This is a genomic window from Maribacter corallii (assembly GCF_047345415.1).
In the GTDB taxonomy this organism is placed as follows: Bacteria; Bacteroidota; Bacteroidia; order Flavobacteriales; family Flavobacteriaceae; genus Maribacter_C.
In genome coordinates this window covers 89,756-114,657 of sequence record NZ_JBLFEP010000008.1, presented here as the reverse complement: position 1 = coordinate 114,657, position 24,902 = coordinate 89,756, and the positions used below count along the sequence as shown (strand labels likewise).

Here is a 24,902-nt window from a genome sequence, read left to right as displayed (position 1 = left end):
CACGAGTCCCCTAAATAACCAAAATGTCCCACATATTGAGTCCCCTCACAAAAGCGCCTTCGTTGAGCGTGATAAAAGGAAATATTCACTTTTTACTGAATATCTTTTTTTTTCTATGGATTTCAACCTTCGTTACTGCGCAGGACGCAACACTGCAAGTAGACGGAACTTCTGCCATATGCATAGGTGAAACCACGTCACTTGAAGTAATTATCGGGGCCAGTATTAATCCATATACTGTAATTTATTCCGATGGCAACAGTAACTTTACGCTATCGAATTATACAAGTGACGCTGATTTGGAAAGCCCTACCTATGGAGGTGATCCGATACTGGTTTCTCCCGTGGTAACTACCACGTATTCGCTGATCAGTGTAACAGACCAGTTCAACACTTCATTGCCAATAAGTACTACAACTGTTACCATACAGGTAAACCCACTTCCGTCCGCAATAAGTACAACAATAAACTCTGGCAATCCTGTTTGTTACAACACTCCTTTTTTGATAGAGGCTTCTGCCATAGAAGGTGATTCTTATGAATTATGGAATGAAACCAACACGGCTAAGATCGGCGATATTCCCTTTAGTGCTTCTATTACCGCCAATACAAATTATACCGTTAGGGCCATTAGTGCCACTGGTTGTATTACTACCGAGAATTTAAGTGTCAATTTAGAGACTATAGCACCTTCCCTTTCCGGGGAGGGCAATAAGATTTTGAATCCGGGTACCGATATATGTACCCAGAGTATACCGGACTATCGGTCAACCGTTACCGTCTCCGACAATTGCTCTTCAAATGGAAATATCATAATGACGCAATCTCCGATCGCCGGAACAATTCTTAGCGATCATGGCACCGTACAACCCATAGTGATAACCGCTACAGACGAATCTGGAAATGAAAACACCTATAATTTCAATGTCACGCTTCAGGATAATCAGGTGCCGGAAATCACCTGTTTAGGTAATCAAACACTAGCGGGAAACGCTTCTTGCGAATATCAAAATAACGGAACAAGTTGGAATCCGTTGGCTACCGACAATTGCGCCATTGATGAATTGACATACACTTTGAGCGGTGCCACCAACGGTTCAGGAACTGACTTGGATGGCGTGGTTTTTTCTCAAGGGGTAACTACGGTCACTTGGATAGCAACAGACCCAGCCGGACTAACGGCCAGCTGTAGTTTTGATGTCACCATTACAGATGATACGGACCCTACAGTAAGTTGCCTAGGAAATCAAACGGTAAATACGAATACCGACGTATGCTCTTATACGCATGCCGGAAACTCATGGAATGCTTCGGTAAGTGACAATTGCGGTATCCCGACTATCGTATATGAACTTTCTGGGGCCACGGAAGGAACGGTGCCTTCTACTTTGGATGGTACTACCTTTAATGTCGGTATAACCAATGTACAAGCGGTCGTCACCGATGCTTCTGGGAATACGGATACATGTGACTTTAGCATAGGCGTAAATGATCAAGAAGCACCTCAAATCACAGGGTTACCTTCAGATACGGTAATCGATACAAATGTTGATTCATGTGTTGGTACAGTAAATTGGATTGCCCCCATAGCCAATGATAATTGCAATGTTCAAAGCTTGGTGCAAACATCTAGTCCTACCGCTGACCTGTCAAATGGAGATGATTTTCCCTTAGGAATAACCACTATTACCTATACGGCAACAGATGATACTGGGAACACAGCTACAGAAAGCTTTACGATTACTGTACTTGATAACCAAAACCCTGAAATAAGCTGCCCCTCGGATATTTCACAGAATGCTACAAATGATGTCTGTGGCGCGGTAGTCACCTACATGCCACCGATTGGAACTGATAATTGTTCGGGCGTCAGCACAATTCAAATATCCGGTTTGGCTTCGGGAGCGACATTCCCAGTGGGTATAACCACCAATACCTTTGAAGTCACCGATGCTTCAGGAAATACGGCAACATGCAGTTTTACCATAACTATTTTGGATAATGAAGCCCCGTCCGTAGTAAATATACCAGCTGATATTACAGTGGGCAATGATACAGACAATTGTGGGGCTATCGTCACATGGGTCGCACCCACCTCATCCGATAATTGTTCTGATAGTACCATAACACAAACTTCGGGAAATTCGAACGGAACATTTTTTCCAATAGGAGCAACCACTATTACCTATACGGCTACTGATGCAAGCGGAAATAGTACGAACACCAGTTTCACAATAAACGTTGAGGATCGTCAACAGCCTGTAATAGAAGCTTGCCCAACAAATATCACAAAACCTAGTGATGCCGGTCAATGTGGGACAATGGTTTCATGGACAGAGCCTTCAGTCACGGATAACTGCACAAACCCGGCTACCATAGTTTGGACCAAGTCTCACACACCAGGGTCTGTATTTCCGGTTGGTACCACGACTGTTACCTACATTGCTACGGATGAAGCTACAAACAATAGTCTGGTATGTTCCTTTGATGTACTTGTGGAAGATATAGAAAAACCTGTTATCGGTGATTGCCCCTCGAACATCACAACAACTGTAGATTCAGGTGAGTGCGATGCCATGGTTAGTTGGACCGAGCCCACGGCTGTCGATAATTGTACGGACGAAATGACGTTGGTTTGGACCAAATCACATATTCCTGGAAGCACATTTCCAGTAGGAACGACCACCGTTTCGTATATCGCTACAGATGCCAGTGGGAATACAAGCGCTACATGTAGGTTTGATGTAGTGGTTGCCGATAATGAAGCTCCTCAGGCTGCATGCATTGCACCAACTATATTTTTGGATGCGACTGGCGTAGCCACCCTCACCAGTGCTGATGTAGATGGCGGGTCATCGGATAACTGTACCCTATCCGCGAATTTGATTTTCACGTTGAGTAAGAGCACCTTCAATTGTTCTGACTTAGGAACGAACCCTATTACCGTAACGGTTATCGATGAGTCGGGAAATGAAAGTGTTTGTAACACTAGTGTGACCGTCGTTGATGCCATAGCGCCTACACTCAATAGTACTACGGGCACTGTGGATTCAGATATAAATACAGATATTGGATCTTGTAATTATTCGGTTCAGGGGTCTGAATTAGATCCAGTGGGTATGGATAATTGTTCCGGGGTATTGCTATCCTATACGGTTACCGGAGCTACATCACTATCGGGAACTGGCTCCCTCGCTGGAGAAACATTGCTGCAAGGGGCCAATACGATAACGTGGACCGCTTCCGATGGAGCTAATACATCAACTCCCTTGGTTTTTACAAAAACCGTTGTTGACAATCAAGCACCTACCGTTACAGCGGTAAGCAATCAATTTAAAAATACAACCTCGGGGATTTGCGGATATGAGGTAATCGGAACAGAGTTTGACCCGGTTTTTACTGATAATTGCAGTATTACGACGACCTCTTATAGCATTAATGGTGCTGCTGCCGTAACGGCTTCCACTTTAGATGGTGAAATCATTCCCCCGGGAATAAATACAATAGTATGGACTGCCAGCGATGGCCTAAACACAAGGTCAACAAGTTTCAGGGCAACCGTGAACGATTCGGAAAACCCAGTGATTTCAGTTATTGCAGATATTACTGAGAACATCTCTACGGGTTGTGATATTGAAGTGAATTGGTCAGAACCTACAGCATCGGATAACTGTGTAGGGGTAAGTTTGGTCCAGACCGATGGATTAACAAGTGGGTCCACTTTTCCTGTGGGTACTACAACTATTACCTATGAAGCGACCGATGCTTCTGGAAATAGTGCGACCATGAGCTTTGATGTTATCATAAACGACCTAACACCTCCTGTATTGACCTGCGTTTCCGGAAGCTCGGAACTAAGCCCCTTCTTACGAAATGCGGATACGGGAGACTGTTTTTATACGGTATCGGGTAGTGAATTTGATCCGGTGACCTCTGATGGTTGTGCCTACACGGACGCCACCAACTCCTTTGACGGTTCGACAACCCTAGATGGAAAAGAACTACCTGTTGGAACGCATACCATCACTTGGACGGCGACCGATGAAAATGATAATATATCGACCTGCACCATTTATGTAACGGTGGCAGATCTACAAAATCCTTCATTTGAGGCACCCACTGGTGAGTTTAATCGCACCACAGACCCAACGCATTGTTATTATACTATAGTGGATGCTTCTTTTGACTTGAAAAATTTACAGGATAATTGCAGTGTATTAGATCCTACCTATAGTATCACCAATAATGGAACAGTTGTATTTACCGGAATCGCTTCATTATCCGGTCTACAGTTGCCTAAGGATGAGAATAACAACTACGTTATCGAATGGACACTAAGTGACTCGAACGGAAACACAGTGGTTGCTCCCACATTTTCGATTGCAGTTTCGGATAATCAAGCACCGACTTTTGAATGTAATGGAAACGAAACACGGACTATTTCTGATGGTTCATGTGATTACACGGTCACAGGAACAGAGTTTGACCCACAACTTTTGGCGGATAATTGCGATGTCGAAGGTGACTTGATCATTTCATACGTATTGGATGGAGTTGCCGGTGGAACAACCACTTCATTGGCTAATGAAGTACTTGACGTTGGCGTACATACTATAGTTTGGACAGTTGCCGATTTGATAGGGAACAATGCGAGCTGCGAATTCAATATTACGATAGTAGATGAAGTAGCCCCGACAATTGCCCCAGTTGGTAACCAAACAAAAAACGCACCTACAAATAGCTGTGCATATACGGTTGTTGGAACGGAATTCGATCCCCCATCGGTAAGTGATAATTGTCCAAGCGTAACATTGATAAATAATCAATCAGGGAGTTCAACTTTAGACGGATTCGATTTTCCAGTAGGGATTACAGTAGTAGTTTGGACAGCCACGGATGCTGGTGGAAATTCCGCTACGATACAATATCAGGTAGAAGTGTTGGACGTTACGGCTCCTGACTTTGAACTCATCAATAGTTCGGCAGCCTTAGTTTCGATTACCAAGTCTACTTCGTCCGAAGATTGTTTTTATGAAGCCGTAGGTTCTGAATTTGACCCGCAGGCTATTATGGATAATTGTACCATGGATAATTATACCATTCTCAATGACTACAACAACTATCGTTCATTAGCTTTTGCGACATTTCCAGTAGGTACGACCACTGTGAATTGGAGCATTACGGATAACTTCGGAAATGAAACTACTAAAACTTTGGAAGTAACCGTCGAAGATGATGTGAAACCAATTATTGACTGTCCCGCAAGTACATTAAATAGGGTAAATGACAACGGCCAAGCATACTATACAATAAGAAATAATGAGCTAATGCCAGATGTTATAGACAACTGTGGCATTGCTTCCTACACTTATACGATTTCCGGAGCCACTTCCGGTGCAGGTTCCTCTATTTCAGGGATTCAACTAAACGAAGGGTTGAATACGATAACATGGACTGCAACAGATATGGCCACTCCTGCAAATACAGAAATGTGTGTTATTACAGTAGATGTCGTTTCTAGTCTCTTCCCATCTTTGAGTTGTATTGGAAATCAATCTAGGGATACCGATTCAGGAATATGTACATATTCAGTTCAAGGATCGGAATTTGACGCCCTTGCCTCAACTCCTGGAGCTATCTTGACCAATAATTATAACAATGCGTCCTCCTTAGCGGGAGCAGTATTCCCAGAGGGTACTACCTTCGTTACTTGGACCGCCTCTCAAGAAATAGATGGTCAAACCTATACGGATGTCTGCAGTTATTATGTATTTGTAAATGATTCAGAATTACCTACCATAACAGCACCAGTCGATGTTACGACAAATACAAACGCACATTGTAGAGCGACCGGAATTTCTTTAGGTACTCCCATAACCGGTGATAACTGTGGAGTTCTGTCGATTTGGAACAATGCGGACACTTCTTTTAATATCGGAACTCAAACCATTACATGGTACGTAGAGGATGTTCACGGAAATATAGCATCTGATACACAACAGGTAACCGTCAATGATGATGACCCCCCGACCTTTGAATGTAGATCATCAATTACTAGGAGGGTAGACGAAGGTCAAAACTTTTATACAGTATTTGATACCGAATTTAAACCATTTGGAATCTCTGATTGCTCTGGATTCACGGCTATCAATGATTTCAATGGAACAAGTAATCTTGCAGGAGAACAATTTTCCGAAGGAACAACTACAGTAACGTGGACCTTGACGGATGGGGTAGGCAATAGTTCAACATGTGTAATAACGATTACCATAACCGATAGTAGCGATACTTCACCCGCTATAAGCTGTAGGGCGAACCAGAGACGTGATACAGATGTAGGGTTATGTACCTATACCATTCAAGGAACCGAGATGGATGTAAGTTCAACCTCTCCTGGTTCAACCTTGACCTATACGCTTTCAGGAGATACAACCGGATCTGGAACAAGTACACTCAATGGGATAGTAGTGAACAAAGGAGCCACTACGGTCACTTGGTCAGCCGATAATGGATCCAATTCAAATTCATACTGTACGTATAATATCTATATCATAGACAATGAGGACCCTATGGTAAATTGGCCTTCGGATATTGCTGTAAATGTTGATGCGGATGCCTGCGCAGCAACCATAATCGATCTAGGCACACCGACCGCAACGGATAATTGCGATAGTCCATTGGAGATTAGCTACACTAAATCCAAAAGCGATTCTACATTCAATTTAGGGGAGACTTTGGTCTATTGGACGGCAAGAGACCAAAGAGGTAATTTTGTATATCACACCCAATCCGTAACTGTAGTTGACAATATTGCGCCGACAATCTCATGCCCAAGTACCACTTACTATAGAGAATATACAAACTCAGGAGTTGATTTCTATTATGTAAATGGAGACGAATTCACTCCTGTGGTCTCCGATAACTGTGAAATTACTTCGTACACCAATAGTAGAACCGGAAACGGGTTCTTGAATGGCGAAAAACTCACTGTCGGTAGTCATACGTTCACTTGGACGGCATCTGATGGGACCCATACTTCAACTTGTGATGTCACTGTTGTAGTCATCGATTCTTTTGAACCCCAATTGACTTGCCCAAATCAAATAGAACAACTAACAGCTGCAACCTCTTGCTCATTTGAGATACCTGATGGAATAACCGATTACGATGCCACCTTCGCTTCCGTTTCAGGAAGTAACCGGACATTGACACATGACTTTGCGGGAGCACCATCAGATACCTCACTAGCGGGAGCTTCCATACCAGTAGGTACAACTACCATAACATGGACGGCAACACAAACCATAAATGGAGTTGATTATAGCAACAGCTGTAGTTTTGATTTTACGGTAACTGATGAAACCTTACCTGTGCTAGACAGTCCGTTCGAAGATATTACAGTCAATGTTGACCCCGGCACATGTACCAGTACCTTTACGTTGACACCTCCTACAGGGACCGATAATTGTACTGCTTCCGGAGATCTTACGATAACCAATAATGCACCAGCGGTATTTATTTTGGGGACTACTATTGTTCGTTGGGAATTGGAAGATGAGGCTGGTAATGTCTTGTTACATGAACAAAATGTTACTGTTTATGATGACGAAGCACCGGTCATTGCAAATTGTCCGGTAACCAATGTTACTGCGGTAGCTGAGGGCGCGTCCTGTCAGATAGCGGTTTCATGGCCGTCATTGATCGTTTCAGATGAATGCTCCGGTATGGATTCCTTTACATCGACACATTCGCCAGGCAGTCTATTCGATATTGGTACTACTACGGTGACCTATACGGCTATAGACAACAATGGAAATACTTCAACTTGTTCCTTTGATGTTGTCGTCTCCGATACAGCACCGACAATTTCATGTTTACCAGATCAATCGAGAAATACGGACTCGGGTAGCTGTTCGTATACAGTATTTGGAAATGAGCTAGACCCCACAGGTTTTGACGACAATTGTGCTTCCCCGGTATTGACGTGGAGCTTTACAGATCCTGATACCAGCCTTCTGGTGACTGGCATGAATACCCTTTCAGGCGTAACCATTCCCAGAGGGCCTGAAAATGGAACCGATACAGGAAAAGTAGAAATCACTTGGACGATAGAAGATTCCAATGCACAAACCAGTACCTGCTCCTATATTCTCACCATAAATGATGATGAAGCCCCAATTATCGTAGTTCCCGGTAACCAATTCAGAAATACCGATACGAATCAAAATTATTACACGGTCAGTAGTACTGAGTTTGATTACATCTCAGCTTCGGACAATTGTGGTATTGTTACCAAAATAGTAAATGAATTTGGTGTAGGCACCTTAGTGGGGGAGCAATTACAATTGGGAGAAAATTCGATAACATGGGAAGCGACAGATGATAATGGAAACATAGGAACGGCAATTTTTATAGTAACTATCGAAGATAACGAGATACCACGTTTAGAAACAGCCCCGTCCAATATAAATGTAAACACATCAAGTGGATGTAGCGAAACGGTGAACTACATACCACCTACATTTGTTGATAATGTCACGGATTCGGCAGATTTGGCAATCACTGTTTCTCCGGTTGATGCCATTCCCGGATATGACTTTCCCATAGGAGATACCGAAGTAACATATACGGTTACCGATGAAGCAGGTAATACCTTGACCTATAAGTTTACCGTTACCGTAAATGATACTATTGCTCCAGTAGTAAATTGCCCGGCTGGAGATAGTGGAAATCAATTCAATAGGAATACTGATATCGGTAAAGCATTTTACACCGCCCAGCCCAGTGAGTTTGATCCGATTAGTTTTAGTGATAACTGTCAGGTAACTCTTGAAAATGACTACAATAACAAGACCTCCCTCAATGGAGAAAAATTTCCCATTGGAAGTACGACAGTCACCTGGGTAGCCACTGATGAAAATAACAATCAAACCAGTTGTGAAATCGAGGTGGTGATTACGGATGTAGAAGATCCTATCATCAACAATTGTCCGGATACAGGGGTAAGTCAATCCGCGGAGACCGGACAGTGTTACTATTTGGTGGTAGGCTCAGAGTACGATCCCTTTGACTTTGATGACAACGCCGGTCTTTCAAAACTTACCTATTCTCTTGATGGGGGAGTTGAAGTAGGTACCAATCTAAATACAACACTTTCAGGAGTTCAAATTCCAGTTGGTACAGCATCTAATCCTATTACTACGGTATTATGGCGACTATATGATTCAAGCGATAATATCAGTGCGACCTGTACTACGGAATTTACGATAAGTGATGACGAAGACCCCAATTTTAATACTATTGCCACACAAATTAGAAATACCGATTTAGGTTTGAATACCTATACCGCAAAAAGTCCTACAGATGATCTTTGGAACATCCCGGTTACCGATAACTGTGGTATACAAAACATCACCTATCAAATAGATGGAGGGGCAAAAACGGGCATGGGTCTTTCCACGACAATTATTGGCGAAGCCTTTTCAATTGGAACGCATACTATCGTCTGGGAAGCCACGGATGTAAATGGAAACACCAGTACTGGCATATATCAAGTAGTTGTTGAAGATGAAGAAGACCCAACTGTGGTCTGTAATCCGATAACCGTACAATTGGATGCTACGGGAAATTATACCCTTACGGCTACCAATATTGATGATATCGCTTTTGGTACCACAGACCCAAGTGGCATTCAGGATATGACGGTTTCTCCGAGTACCTTTGATTGCACTAAAATCGGAAATAACACGGTTACCCTTGCGGTTACTGATAACAATGGAAATGTCGCCAGTTGCCAAACTATAATAAATGTCGAGGATGTCATACCACCCGTTGCCGTATGTAGATCGATAGCATTGAACTTAGACGCCTTGGGTATTGCGACTATAACGGCAAACGACATTGACAATGGATCTACTGATAGTTGCGGCATTGCAAGCCTTTCTGTAAGCAAAACTACTTTTGACTGTAATGATTTAGGTGCGAATACGGTGACGTTGACAGTTACCGATATAAATGGAAATAGTGCGACTTGTGATGCGACTGTAACTATTTCGGATACTAATGCACCAGTGGCAGTTTGTAAAAACATTACCGTATCCTTGGATGAATTTGGCAATGCGACCATCGTAGGTTTAGACGTTGACAACGGTTCTTTTGACAATTGTCAGGATGCACTAACATACGCCGTTAGCCCGAATACGTTTGATTGTTCGGATGTCGGCGAGAATTCGGTAAACTTGACCGTTACCGATGGCAATGGAAATTCAGATAGTTGTACCGCTATTGTTACTGTTGAAGACAATACGGCACCAACAGCCATATGCCAGAACATTACCGTAAATCTAAATAGTTCAGGGATTGCTGCAATAACGGCAAATGATATAGATAACGGTTCTTTGGATAGCTGTGGAGTGAATACACTGACCATAGATAAAACAACCTTCGACTGTACAAATCTGGGCTCCGACCCCATGACCAATACGGTAACTTTAACAGTAGCTGATGTGAACGGTAATACAGCTTCTTGTACTGCCTTGGTTACTGTTGTAGATGATGTTCCACCTGTGGTAACCTGTACATCCGATAAGATTGAGAATACGGATAATGCTATATGTGGATACCAGCACATCGGAGCTGCATGGGATGCAACGGCTTCGGATGGTTGCGTGGCAATAAATACGTTGACCTATGAATTGTCCGGTGCTACAGTAGTAGCCGCCAATCCATCCAACACAACTTTGGACGGCCAAATATTTAATAGTGGGGTGACTACCGTTACCTGGACAGCGGTAGATGGCAGTGGTGTTTCATCTCAATGTTCCTCTACAGTGACCATTAATGATGATAAATTGCCCAATGTAGTATGTCAAGATATTTTCATTCAGCTTGATGCCGCTGGAAATGCTTCAATTATATCGGCGGATATTGATAACGGTTCAACTGACAATTGTGGTATTCAAGAAATGTCACTAAGTAAAATGAACTTTACCTGTGCTGATTTTGGTCCAAATACAGTTACCCTTACCGTTACCGATACAAGCGGTAATATAGAAACGTGCGATGCAACCGTTACGGTGGAGGATACTATTGTACCTGTGGTATTGTGTACTCCCATCACTGTACAATTAAATGCTTCAGGGAATTACAGTCTGTCCAATCTCGATATTGATGATATCGCTACGGGCTCTTCTGATAATTGTCCTAATTTTCTAGCAACCGTAACTCCAAATACGTTTGATTGTACCAATGTCGGCGCAAACAGCGTAACCTTGACCATTACCGATATAGCAGGGAATACGGATACGTGTACAACAACCGTAACTGTTGAGGACAATGTGGACCCAATCGCGGTTTGCCAAGATATTACGGTACAATTGGATGCTACAGGCAATGCAAGTATAACAGGAAGTGACATTGATGGAGGTTCGAATGATGCTTGTGGAATTGTTTCGTTGTCAGCCAGCCAAACTAATTTTACTTGTACCGATCTAGGGACCAATAATGTAACCTTGATAGTTACCGATGCAAATGGTAATCAAGATACCTGCGTTGCAGTAGTAACTGTTGAAGATAATGTGGCTCCAGTTTTCAACTATTGTCCAACAAATTTTTCAACCAGTACGGATGTTGGTCTATGTACATATACGCAGAATGGCAGTTCTTTGAATCCCAATGTCGTGGACAATTGCAATGGTGTTTTGTCAGTTATGTACAATTTGACAGGAGTAACTTCAGGTACGGGTACGGATTTGAATGGTGTTGCATTTAACCAAGGGGTTACTAGCGTCACTTGGACAGCGACAGATTCGGAAGGAAATAGTGATACCTGCATTTTCTCCGTTACTATAAACGATACATCGCCCCCCATAGCCACGATCCAGGACATCACAGTGGAATTAGGGCGAGATGGAACTATACAGATTGTTCCTTCGGATATTGACAATGGTTCTACAGATAATTGTGGAATCGTGACCTATGAAATTTCAGGCGATGGGGGTACAACATTTGACCCATCAGTAACATATGATTGTTCAAATTTAGCACCTACTTTTAATCAGGCTCGTCTTCGTGTAACTGATGCTGCCGGACTTTCAAGCATAGCGTTTGCTACAGTAACTATAGAAGATAATCAAGCACCGGCCCTAGACGATATATCTGACCGAAATGTAGTTGCGGATACTGACGTTTGCACCTATACACATTTGGATAATTTATGGAACCCAACGGATAATTGTGATGTATCACCGACAATTACATATACCCTAGCTGGAGCGACCACTGCCATTACAGGCGTAAATACAAGTCTGAACGGTCAAATATTTGAAACAGGTACTACAACGGTTACCTGGACAGTTTCTGACAATGCGTCCCCTGCAAATACCGATACGATTAGTTTTAATGTTGTTGTCACTGATGACCAGGCACCAACAATTTCCTGTCCGGTTAACATAATGCAGGACATTGAAAATGTAGGGGATTCCTCAGTAACCGTATCGGGTATACCAGCACCAATATATGATGACAACTGTAGTGTGACAAGATTGACCTATGAGCTATCCGGAGCCACGACGCTTGCTCCACAAGTATCCGGGATCAATGAACTGAGTAGTAGCACATTCAATTTGGGAACGACAACTGTTGAATATGTAGCCTATGATGCACAGGGGAATTCAGAAACATGCACATTTTTAGTTACAGTGAATGCCCTACCTGAGAATACCGTGGTCGTTACACCAACAACGCTGCAAACTTCGGAGAGTTCGGGCACAGCGACCTTTGACGTGGTACTGCCTTTTGAGCCTTCCGGAGATGTAGTATTTGACATAGCCAGTGATAATGAACAGGAAGGTACGGTCTCCTTGAGTTCGATAACCTTTGACGAATCTAATTGGGATATTCCCCAAACCATCACGGTCACGGGAGTTGACGATGATGTGCAAGACGGAGATACCGATTATACCATAATTTTAACAACCGATACAAGCCTAACTGATGAACTTTCGGGTTATTACAATGTGAATCCATCGGATATAAGTGTCACCAATCTCGATAACGATATGGCCGGGGTCTCGGTATCTGCAAGTAATGGAGCGACGACAGAAGATGGAGGAACGGCGACATTCACATTGGTTTTGGATACAGAACCAGTTGCCAATGTAACGATAACACTGGCTACGGATGATACCTCTGAACTGGAAATGTTAAGTGAGAGCACAGTAACCTTCACCGCAGCCAACTGGGATATTCCCCAAACGGTAACCGTAACAGGTAAAGATGATGACATTGTAGATGGTCCGGTAACATATACCATAGTTACCAGCGATGCTAGCTCATCGGATCCTAATTATGATGCATTGTCGGTGGGAAATGTGAGCATAGTAAATGAAGACAATGATACTGCAGGTTTCATAGTAACACCAACGGCATTGACCACAACCGAAGCCGGGGGGACGGCAACTTTCACCATTCAACTAACGAGTAAGCCCGCTACGGACTCGGAAGATTTTGTGGTAGTAGTTGATATGGCGAGCAGCAATGTAGCTGAAGGTATAATTGATGAATCCGAATTCACATTTACAGCAGATAATTGGAACACTCCACAAACGGTAACCGTTACCGGAATCGATGATGTTGTGGTTGATGGAACAATTGGGTATACTATTCTAAATACCGTCAACACCACCTTGACCACGGATATAAATTATGATGGATTGGACCCGGAAGATGTCTCAGTGAACAACTCGGATGACGATGCGGCAACAGTTTCAATCAATAGTATTACAGAAACCGAAGGAGATACCGGAACGGTAGATTTTGTATTCACGATAACACATTCTGGAGCTGAGGTCATTGGAGGATATGGAGTTACATTCTTTACATCCAATGGAGAAGCCAAAGCACCTTCCGATTTTATTGGTAATGGAGGTGTTATCAATTTCACTACAGGGGCTATAGGAGAAACCCAAACCGTGACCATTTCGGTAAATGGGGATACCGCTGTTGAAATTGATGAAACGTTCAATGTAGTTCTAAACAGTATTATAGCGCCTGGTAAGGATATTAGTATTGACCCTGCCGGAAAAACTGGGGTGGGTACCATTCAAGATAATGACAATGCAACAATCTCTATTTCCGATGCTTCCATACAGGAAGGAAATATGGGCACCACTATACTCGAATTTATAGTTGAACTGGATAGAGAAGTAGAGGATGGGTTGACTTTGGATTATTCGACCAGTAATGGCACCGCTCTGGTATCCGATTCAGATTACGACGCCAGTTCAAGTACACTGACTTTCGAGGGTACGGCGAACGAACAAGAAATAATTCAAATCATCGTGAATGGTGACGATACAGTAGAATTGGATGAATCATTTACGGTGAATTTAAGCAATTTGAATCCAGTATCAGCGCCAGGTTCTGCAATTGTATTAGCGGTAGCTACTGCGACCGGAACGATCATCAATGATGACAACGCGGAAGTATCGATTACAGGATTCAATGTTGATGAATCTGCAGGAACGGCAATTTTTACTATCAGTAGCGATAAACCCATTCAAGATGAAGTTACACTGAATTTTGTTACAGCGGATGTTTCGGCTGGAGCAGGAACTGATTATACCGCCATCGGGACAACTCTGTTGACCTTTGGGGGATTAAACGCACAAAGTCAAAATATAAATGTCACTATCATTGATAATGCAATAGCGGAACCCGAGGAAACCTTAAATGGTATATTAAGTTCATTAGTGGCCAATGGCCAAAATGTCTCTATCGGCACTGCGAGCGCTACGGGCACGATCACTGACAACGACGCGGCCACGATAGCGATCGATGACGTAAGCGTGGGCGAGGGTGCCGGTACGGCTACCTTCACGGTCACCCTGACGGGCAACGTACAGGACGACTTCACGTTGGACTACGCTACATCCGACAACAGTGCCCTTGCGGGCTCCGACTATACGTCGATAGGCACCACGACCCTTACCTTCGGGGGCGCCAACGCCAACATACGGACCTTTACCGTTGACATTACCGAGAACACGATAGCCGAGCCCACGGAGAGCTTCTTCGTCGACCTTGGCGGATTGACGACCAACGGTCAGACGGGCATCTCCATATCTGACGCCCGTGGGGAAGGCACGATCACAGACAACGACGCACTTGTCCTGGACATCGCGGGCCTTTCGGTAACGGAGACCGAGGGCATGCAGACGGAAAACTTCACGGTAACCTCCAACATCGCGGCCGAGGAGGACATCGTCCTTGGCTTCACCACGTCTCACGTGGGCACTACCGAGGGCACGGACTATACGACACAGACGGGGCAGAGCTACACGCTCCCGGCGGGCGATACGTCCCTTGACATCCCGGTGGCCATTTTGGGCGACCTGATCGCCGAGGCGCAGGAGACCTTCACGGGCACGATCTCCCTTACCGATGTGAACGGACAGGACGTCTCGATCGGCACGGCCAGCGCTACGGGCACGATCACTGACAACGACGCGGCCACGATAGCGATCGATGACGTAAGCGTGGGCGAGGGTACCGGTACGGCTACCTTCACGGTCACCCTGACGGGCAACGTACAGGACGACTTCACGTTGGACTACGCTACATCCGACAACAGTGCCCTTGCGGGCTCCGACTATACGTCGATAGGCACCACGACCCTTACCTTCGGGGGCGCCAACGCCAACATACGGACCTTTACCGTTGACATTACCGAGAACACGATAGCCGAGCCCACGGAGAGCTTCTTCGTCGACCTTGGCGGATTGACGACCAACGGTCAGACGGGCATCTCCATATCTGACGCCCGTGGGGAAGGCACGATCACAGACAACGACGCACTTGTCCTGGACATCGCGGGCCTTTCGGTAACGGAGACCGAGGGCATGCAGACGGAAAACTTCACGGTAACCTCCAACATCGCGGCCGAGGAGGACATCGTCCTTGGCTTCACCACGTCTCACGTGGGCACTACCGAGGGCGCGGACTATACGACACAGACGGGGCAGAGCTACACGCTCCCGGCGGGCGATACGTCCCTTGACATCCCGGTGGCCATTTTGGGCGACCTGATCGCCGAGGCGCAGGAGACCTTCACGGGCACGATCTCCCTTACCGGTGTGAACGGACAGGACGTCTCTATCGGCACGGCCAGCGCTACGGGCACGATCACTGACAACGACGCGGCCACGATAACGATCGTCGGATTTGACGTTGACGAAGGCATTGGTTCCGCAGATTTTACAATTAGCACAAACAATGCAATCGAAGATGAAATTACTATAGATTTCACGACTTCGGATGTATCCACTACATCTGTATCTGACTATACCCGAGTAGTAAGGACCTTGTCGTTTGGAGCAACAAATGTCAATACCCAAACCATAAGTGTCGCTATTATCGATGACAATCTTGTCGAGGCTTCAGAAAACTTAGAGGGCATCTTAAGTAATTTATTGTCGAATAATCAAAATGTAACTTTTGATGGATTGGCTAGTGATCTCATAGCCATAGGAACCATTAACGATAATGACACTTCGTTAATCAGTATATCAACAAGCGCACAAGCCTCTGAACCCAATACAAATGGAAGATTTACCATTAGTTCGAACAATCCGATGGCAGTACCCACTAGTATAAGCTATGTGGTCGGAGGAGATGCTATTCCAAATTCAGACTATGTCGAGTTAAGTGGAGTAGTTACAATACCCGCGGGTGATTTATTTATGGACATTGAAGTTCCGATTTTGGACGACTCAACCATTGAGCTATCCGAAGATGTTATTATTACCCTCACTGGAATTATTTCAGGAGATTTGGACACTTCATTAGATGCGGCCAACAACGAGTCCACGGCAACCATAAGTGATGATGATAGTACACTATTGAGTCTAACTTCTTTGGGGTCAGCGTCAGAATCCGGTCAAGACAGTAGGTTCCAAGTTTCCCTTAGTGAGGTAGCCTCGACAGCTACGGTAATTAACTATACCATTTCCGGCACGGCAACATCCAATGATTATGAAGCCTTGAGGGGCAATGTTACTATTCCTGCCGGAGAATTGTCCGCACCGATAGAAATAGTGATCATAGACGATAACATTTTAGAGGGTGATGAAACCATCGACATCTCCCTGACCGGTCTTGTATCAGGAGACGCTGATATTTTAATTGATGGCGCCAATGGTAGTGCTATAATGACCATAGTCGATGATGACAGTTCCATAGCAAGTATCGAGGCTTCTACTCAGGCCATAGAGGCTTCTGTAAATGGACAGTTTACAGTTTCACTTAGCAATCCTGTGTCCACACCGACAATACTGACTTACTCAATTATGGGAACTGCAACCCCGGATGATGATTATGTTGCACTAAGCGGTAGCATCACTATACCTTCTGGTGATACTATAGGAAGTATTGATGTGATTGTCATAGATGATGTATTAGGGGAAGGTTCCGAAAACATTGTTCTCACAATAACGAATGTGGATAGTGGTGTAAACATTGGCACAACGAACGAGGCGGTGGTCACTATAGAAGATGATGACAGTTCTACGGTAAATATCCAATCTTTAGGCGATGCCAGTGAACCAACGGTTGATACCGGGTTTGAAATTACCTTGAATGCACCGTTGTTAATTCCCGCTACTATTGATTTTACGGTTTCGGGAACAGCAACTGCAGGAGTTGACTATCAAGCCATATCGGGTTCGGTAACTATTCCAGCAAATACATTGTCCGTTATCATACCGGTGATTGTTATCGATGATGATATGGTCGAATACGGGGGAGAAACCGTAGCTATAACTTTTGATGCTGCAGAAGATGTTTTGGTTTTTGGTGCCCAAACCGAAGCAGAAATAACAATCAATGATGATGAAGTGCCTACACCTGGAATTGAATTAATCAAAACAGGAGAGTTAAATGGTGATTTAGAAGTCGGTGCGTTGATAACATATACGTTTACCGTAATGAATACCGGCAATTTACCTTTAGATATTATTCAAATTGAAGACCCTTTATTGACTTCTGAGGTCATTCCGGTTTCGGGTATTCTAGCGCCGGGTGAACAAGTGGCCATATCAAGTGATTATGAAATAAGCCAGGCAGATATCGACGAGGGTAAAGTCACCAATACAGCTTATGTTTTTGCAACCGATACGGTGCTAGGTACTACAGTTGATGATAACTCGGATAACGGTATTGTTGAGGATGGACAAGACAATCCAACAATTGTCGAATTATCACAACTGGAGCGTATAGCGCTTATCAAGACAGCCACATTTAACGATGAGAATTTGGATGGTGTATCCCAAATAGGAGAAACGATTACCTATCAGTTTGAGGTTACGAATACCGGCAATGTGACATTGACAAATGTCAGGATAGAAGACGCTTTGCCAGGTATAGTACTTACGGGGGAACCAATCATATTAGAACCTGGAGCATCTGACAATATAACATTCAGAGCTACCTACGCGATTACGGTAGATGATATTGCAAAAAGAAGCGTTACCAATCAGGCTATGGCATTCGGAACAACGCAGTCAGGAAAGATCGTTCAAGATTTATCGGATCCCACCGATATTGCCGGAAACATGCCTACTGAAATAACTCTTTCAGGATGTGAATTAAAAGTGTTCAATGCCATATCTCCGGGTACAGATCGAGAGAACGAGGCTTTCTTGGTAGAAGGACTGGAGTGTTATCCAATCAACAAAGTAGAGATTTATAATCGATGGGGTAAGATTGTTTTCGAGAGAGAGGCATACAACAATAAGGACAATGTTTTCAGAGGAATTTCGGAGGTGAAAGGCACAGTTAACCAATCAAGGGAATTGCCGGACGGAACATATTTCTACGTTATAAAATATGTGGATTTTGATGGTAGTTCAAAAAGTAAGGCTGGGTACTTACATATTAATAGAAGATAAAGAAAAGATACAATCGCATTTTGCGAACAAAGAAAAACGATAATGAGATTAAGAATTGTTCAATTGATTTTTTTCTGTATGGTATACAGTATGAATTCCCAACAAGATTCGCAGTTTACCCAATACATGTATAATACCATAACAATTAACCCGGCCTATACAGCATCCCGCGATGTGATGAATATTTTTACGTTACATCGCGCACAATGGGTTGGCCTAGAAGGTTCGCCAAGTACCAGTGTCGTTTCGTTGAGTGCTCCTGTCAAAGGAAGTAATTTGGGTATTGGAGTCTCTATTTTAAACGATAGAATCGGACCTTCTGATGAAACAAAATTAGAAACGGATTTTTCGTATACCATAAGAGCATTTGACGACTTTCAATTCGCATTCGGGCTAAAAGCCTCTATTGGCTTTCTAAATGTGGATTTTTCCAAGCTCAATCAATTTAATCCTGGTGATTATGCCTTTCAAGACAATATTCAAAATAGCTTTACTCCCAATGTTGGAGCAGGGCTCTATTTGTATTCCGAGAATACCTACTTTGGGGTATCGGTACCAAATATTTTAGAAACAACATACTATAATAAATATGCTGATGCCGGGTCTGTAAGTACTGCTGTACAAAGGGCCCATGTATATTTAATCGCCGGAAAAGTTTTCGAATTGAACGATGCGATTAAATTGAAACCATCAATACTTACAAAGATCGTCAATGGTTCACCTTTACAGGTAGATGTTTCGGTCAATACGCTTTTCAGCAATGTACTTACTTTAGGCTTGGCCTATAGATACGACGCGGCGGTTAGTGCTCTCGCCGGTGTTCAGATATCCGATTCTTGGTTTATTGGGTATGGTTATGATATGGCCACAACCGAGATAGCGAATTACAGTTATGGAACACATGAGATATTTTTGAGATTTGAGCTTTTCAAAAGGTATTCTGGAATATCATCTCCCCGATTCTTTTAAATACATCCTATGTCAAAAAAAAATAAAATACTTGTATTAGCGTATCTGTTTTCAATGGTGATAGTCCATTCTCAGCAAAGGAGACTAGCACTTGCAGATGAGAAGTACGATCTCATGGCCTATATGGATGCGGCACGCCTTTATGAAGGAATAATTAAAAAAGATGTGGAAAACGAAGAAGTTTTGAGGAAACTGGGAAACTCCTATTTTTTCAATGCGAATTTTGAGGAAGCAGAGAAGTGGTATTCCAAACTTTTTGAATACAACAAGGAGCAAGCTGCCCAAACGAGGTTACGCTATCTTCATGTTCTAAAAGTGGCAAAGAAATATGAAAAAATGAAGGAGTTAAGTGATGGGAAAGTTGATATGGTTGAGCATATAAACAAACTGAATGAAAGCCCTGAATACTTTTTCAATTTTGAAACAGATCGTATTACGATACAAATCGAAGATGCCGGAATTAACTCGGAAAACTCGGATTATGGAACAAGTTTTTTAGAAGACGACCTGATTTTTACTTCGTCAAGAGCACTATCAGGGATTGACCAAAAGATTTTTGAATGGACGAACAAACCCTTTTCGAATTTATTCAAAGCGAAACAGGAAATAGGAGGAGGGTTCCATAAACCTAAGGAATTTTTGAAGGGAGTCAATACGAAATTCAATGAGTCCACAGCGGTCTTTACTACAGATGGGAAAACCATGTTCTTTACACGAAATGATGCTATGCTGAGAGAGCGAAAAAAAGATAATACCCAAATAGTAAATCTTAAAATATATAGAGCCACACTAGTGGAGGGCAAATGGACTGATTTTCAAGAAATGCCTTTTAACAGTGATGTGTATAATTGTGCGCATCCAGCATTAAGTGCTGATGAAAAGATCTTGTATTTTGTTTCCAATATGCCCGGAACCATTGGACAATCGGATTTGTATAAAGTAAGAATCAATGGGGAAAACGACTTTGGAACACCAGAAAATTTAGGTACTTCAATAAATACCGTCGGTAGGGAAACTTTTCCTTTTGTGTCTCCAAATGGCGAATTGTTTTTTGCATCGGATGGTCATTTTGGTCTTGGTGGCCTCGACATTTTTGTGGCTAAGATGAGCAAGGGTGGTATACACTCAGAAGTTCTGAACCTTGGTGACCCCATCAATAGCTCCAAAGATGACTTTGGCTTCTTCATTGACAAAAAAAACAGCGAGGGTTTTTTTAGTTCCAATCGCGATGGAGGTCAAGGAGGTGATGATATTTATAAGTTTGAAGTGATACCGGAACAGAATACACCGGAGGTAGTTCCAGTACCTGAAATAAATACGACTACAATTGTTCAAGGCGTAGCAAGGGATGAAGTGAATGGAGTGGAGTTATCAAAAGTAGAGGTAACGCTATATCGATTGGAACCTCATGAAATATTGGCAAATACACTTACGGACGAAAATGGAAACTACTCATTCGCTATTGAACGGAATCAAAAATTTAGAATAGAGTTCAAAAGGAAAACCCATACGCAAAAAGAAAGACGGTTTAACTCATTTAAGTCACCAAGCTTACAAAATGGTATTCGTTTGGATGTCTCTTTGCAGCCTATTTTGGATGCTAAAGTATTGGCGAATTTGAACAAAATCTATTTTAACTCAAATGACAGCTACATTAGAACAGATGCTTCTTTGGAATTGGACAAGTTGGTGGTGCTCATGCTTGAAACATATCCGGAGATGGTAATTAAGATAGAAGCTCATACCGATCCAGTTGGTTCTCATGAATATAATGATTGGCTGTCGCAAAGAAGAGCTACATCTACGTACAATTATTTGGTGTCAAAAGGAGTACCTGAAAATCGAATAGTCTCTTACACAGGTTTCGGAAAAAGAAAGCCTATTAATGAATGTACAGAGGCTAACCGATGTACGCCCGAAGAATTAGAGTTGAACAGACGTACGGAGTTTCCTATAATATCATTGGAAACTGGTAAATGATTTATCTTGGTCATGCCTAAAATATCAACTATAATTTTCCAATACTTATTTTTAATATATTGTCATGATTAAGTTAGCTTCGTGACCCCAACCAAGAATAGATAACCTTTTTTGTTTCCAAGAATCTCCAAAACATAGTTGCTGATCAGTTGGGTGAAGATTTAGAACTTGCAGCACGAAACTTCGTTTCGCTCACTTCAATTTAATTACCCATTTTCGGATTCGGATAATTATCGGACTGGTCTTCAACCGTCTCGTCCATACATACAAAATCTTTTTCGATCAAAAGCTGAATTGTGGCGCCGTTGGCTTTTTGTATGCTATGATGGAAACCGATTTGACTGGTTTCAAACCAATTTTTACTTGCTTTTTTTTCTAAAAACAGGGTGATGGTGTTGTTTTGAAATTGGGCATCAAGCGTATGAATTCCTTCTTTTGCTTCTAATACATAGGTGAATATCGTATTGCCAAAATCCGTGGTTTCTTCAAAGCGACCTGTTTTACAAAAAATCTCGACCTCTGATTTGGTCAAGCGATAGCGTATGGAGTTTCCTTTGATTCTAATTTTCATCTTTTGCTTTCTTTTCAACCAGACTTTTGGTGAATTCATTTAAGGTTTCTACTTTTTCTTCAAAATCACCTTTTATAGTTTTCCGGAATTCGTTCAGGTTGTTGACCAGATCATCAATATTTTCAGGAATCACATCCTCGAAAAACTGACGTAACCGTTTGGCGGTCGTAGGTGATTTCCCATTCGTAGAAATAGCAACTTTGACATTTCCCTTGGTCACAATTCCTCCCATGTAGAAATCACAATACGGAGGATTGTCCGCCACATTGACCAGTATATTTTGCTTCCGGCAATCATGATATACCCGCTCATTGACCGAAATACTATCCGTAGTGGCGATAACCATGTGATTGCCAAGTAAAAAATTTGACTCGTATGCGGCTTTATGCATTTTAATGTTGAATTTTTGGGCCAGGGCGACGGTGCCTTCCCGATACATCGGAGATACCATTTCTACCTTGGCATTCGGACTTGATTTCAAGAGAAAGGTCAACTTTTCTTCCGCAACGTTACCACCACCGACAATTAAAATATTCAATTGTGAAACTTTAAGGAAAACAGGGTATAGATCGTTACGCTCCATGGAGTTCTTCTTTTTTATCTGTTTTGTAGTTTATGGTAACTCGTGTCCCTTTACCCACTTCAGAATTGATGAACAAACGCCCGTTGATATAGCTGATTCGTTCTTTCATAAAGAACAGACCCATTCCACCTTCACTGTTGTTTTTTGGGACTTCGTCTAGAATAGAGGCATCGAAACCCTTTCCATCGTCATCCACAACGATACTTAAAATAGCATCCTTGAAATTAATAGTGACCAAAATGTAATTGGCATGTGCATATTTTATGGCATTGTTCACCGCCTCTTGTGTAACCCTATAGATATTGGTTTCAGCTAAAGAATCAAAACGAATGTGTTCTTCTGTTTTATTCTCAAATAAAATAGTTTTCCCCGTAAGTTTTGAAAGCTCAATAGTCATTTTATGAAGTGCCGGAAAAATACCATGATCGCTCAATTCTGGGGGTGTCAAATTGAAAGTTGCTGTGCGAACACCCTTTATTAAATCAGCGGCCAAATCTTTGAGATAGGAAATTTTCTCTCCCGAATTCTCGATATTTTCCAAATCAATGGATTCAATAGTAAACTTTAGGGCTGTAAGCATCTGACCGATACCATCATGTATGTCTTTTGCAATCCGTTTTCGCTCTTCCTCTTGCCCTTCAACAATTTGGCTGGCTTGTTGTTTTTTCTGAAGCATACGCTCTTCAAAATTCTGTTGGGTCAATTGGGCTACTTTCAATTGATTTTGTTTCCGTTGGGTGATGTCAGAGCATAAAATCAAAATACTCTGTTGTTTGCTTGCTTGGTGCATAGGAATAATCGAAATATCTAACCAAATCTGCTGTCCTGATTCTGTAGTGATTTGTATCTCTTCTGTTCGAATATTGTTCTTTCGATTGTTTTTGAGTACTTCTTTCAGGTATTGTTGTTGTCCCTCGTCGGTGGTTAATAGTTCTGACAAAGGAGTATTGAGTTGCTCTCTTTTGAGCCCTAATAGTTTCAGGAATTTTTTACTGATGAAGACAATACTCCCGTCTTTACGGGCACTGGCAAAGAGAGCGGCATTGTCAATAACAAAGTTGAGTTCTTGTAATTCCCGCAATGACTTTTCTTTTTCGGTGAGCAAGGTCTCTATTTTCTTAGTGTTCATATCAGACTCTACCTGACTTTGCATTAAATTGGTGATCGTTTTGCGAATCTGTAGGGATAGGGGTCTAAAAATCAAGAGCATTTCAAGCAATAGGATCAAAAGGGAAAATGCCAATAGCCAATATTCCTTTTGTTTTAAATTTTGAAGTTGCGCATTACTACGCGCATCGTATTTATTTACGATGTTGTCCATCAAACGCAAAAAGGAACGTTCGTTTTCTAAAAGAATGGTTTTCTGTCTGAGAAAATCAAAGGGCTCTATTTTTTCTTGGGATAGGATTTCTTCCGTTGCATTGACCATAGCCTTATGATGTGGATCTAGGTTTTGAAAAAGACTAAGGATCTCAGCATTGTTTTCAGGAGGGAGGTTCAAAGTGGGGTCTCCTAATTGAAGTCCTTTATGTGATGCTTTCCAAACGGATAAGGTTCGTTCTATTTCGGAAATAATCCCCTTTTTTTTCTCCGGGGAGGAAGTATCGTTGAGTAGTAACACTTCTTTTACCAATTTCTGACTGAATGCACGTTGCCGACCAGCAACATTGATTACCCGAGAATCACTTAACTGGGAATTTAAATGGGTCTGAATTAATATTTGAGCGATTATTATGGTCAAAGCGATTCCTGCCAGCGCCAAAAGATACCACTTCCTGACCCTAAGAAAGGTGGTGGTGTCAAGAGGTTTCTGATGGTTGCTACTGGGCATTGTTCTGTTTTCTTTTTGCGACGA

General features: G+C 42.6%; 6 protein-coding genes. 3 read left to right on the top strand and 3 right to left on the bottom strand.

Going from position 1 to position 24,902, the window contains the following annotated elements; genetic code table 11:
• Window positions 1–23: 23 nt before the first annotated feature.
• From ACKWCA_RS23720 to ACKWCA_RS23710, 3 genes are read left to right on the top strand one after another with little or no spacing between them, the layout of a single operon-like run.
• Window positions 24–18,944: an HYR domain-containing protein gene (locus ACKWCA_RS23720; RefSeq protein WP_413980741.1), complete on the top strand. Its 18,921-nt coding sequence runs from the start codon at window positions 24–26 to the stop codon at window positions 18,942–18,944.
• 42 nt (window positions 18,945–18,986) lie between these two features.
• On the top strand, window positions 18,987–19,913 hold the full coding sequence (locus ACKWCA_RS23715) for a PorP/SprF family type IX secretion system membrane protein (RefSeq protein WP_413980740.1): 927 nt from the start codon (window positions 18,987–18,989) through the stop codon (window positions 19,911–19,913).
• A gap of 9 nt (window positions 19,914–19,922) precedes the next feature.
• Window positions 19,923–21,893: an OmpA family protein gene (locus tag ACKWCA_RS23710; RefSeq protein WP_413980739.1), complete on the top strand. Its 1,971-nt coding sequence runs from the start codon at window positions 19,923–19,925 to the stop codon at window positions 21,891–21,893.
• A gap of 202 nt (window positions 21,894–22,095) precedes the next feature.
• Here ACKWCA_RS23710 and ACKWCA_RS23705 read toward each other — a convergent pair whose 3' ends face one another.
• From ACKWCA_RS23705 to ACKWCA_RS23695, 3 genes are read right to left on the bottom strand one after another with little or no spacing between them, the layout of a single operon-like run.
• Window positions 22,096–22,464 carry a DUF7009 family protein gene (locus ACKWCA_RS23705; RefSeq protein WP_413980738.1) on the bottom strand — a complete coding sequence of 123 codons (369 nt, stop codon included), beginning with the start codon at window positions 22,462–22,464 and terminating at the stop codon, window positions 22,096–22,098.
• Window positions 22,454–23,047, bottom strand: a complete 594-nt coding sequence (locus tag ACKWCA_RS23700) for a precorrin-2 dehydrogenase/sirohydrochlorin ferrochelatase family protein (protein WP_413980737.1) — start codon at window positions 23,045–23,047, stop codon at window positions 22,454–22,456. Before ACKWCA_RS23700 ends, ACKWCA_RS23705 begins: the two co-directional genes overlap by 11 nt.
• A complete protein-coding gene (locus tag ACKWCA_RS23695; protein ID WP_413980736.1) occupies window positions 23,037–24,878 on the bottom strand; it encodes a PAS domain-containing sensor histidine kinase in 1,842 nt (613 codons plus the stop codon). The genes ACKWCA_RS23700 and ACKWCA_RS23695 overlap by 11 nt, the downstream gene beginning before the upstream one ends.
• Window positions 24,879–24,902 lie beyond the last annotated feature (24 nt).

Bases quoted from the DNA above. Each gene is read 5' to 3' on its own strand.
- ACKWCA_RS23695 (WP_413980736.1), bottom strand. From the start codon at position 24,878: ATGCCCAGTAGCAACCATCAGAAACCTCTTGACACCACCACCTTTCTT.
- ACKWCA_RS23700 (WP_413980737.1), bottom strand. From the start codon at position 23,047: ATGGAGCGTAACGATCTATACCCTGTTTTCCTTAAAGTTTCACAATTG.
- ACKWCA_RS23720 (WP_413980741.1), top strand. From the start codon at position 24: ATGTCCCACATATTGAGTCCCCTCACAAAAGCGCCTTCGTTGAGCGTG.
- ACKWCA_RS23710 (WP_413980739.1), top strand. From the start codon at position 19,923: ATGTCAAAAAAAAATAAAATACTTGTATTAGCGTATCTGTTTTCAATG.
- ACKWCA_RS23715 (WP_413980740.1), top strand. From the start codon at position 18,987: ATGAGATTAAGAATTGTTCAATTGATTTTTTTCTGTATGGTATACAGT.
- ACKWCA_RS23705 (WP_413980738.1), bottom strand. From the start codon at position 22,464: ATGAAAATTAGAATCAAAGGAAACTCCATACGCTATCGCTTGACCAAA.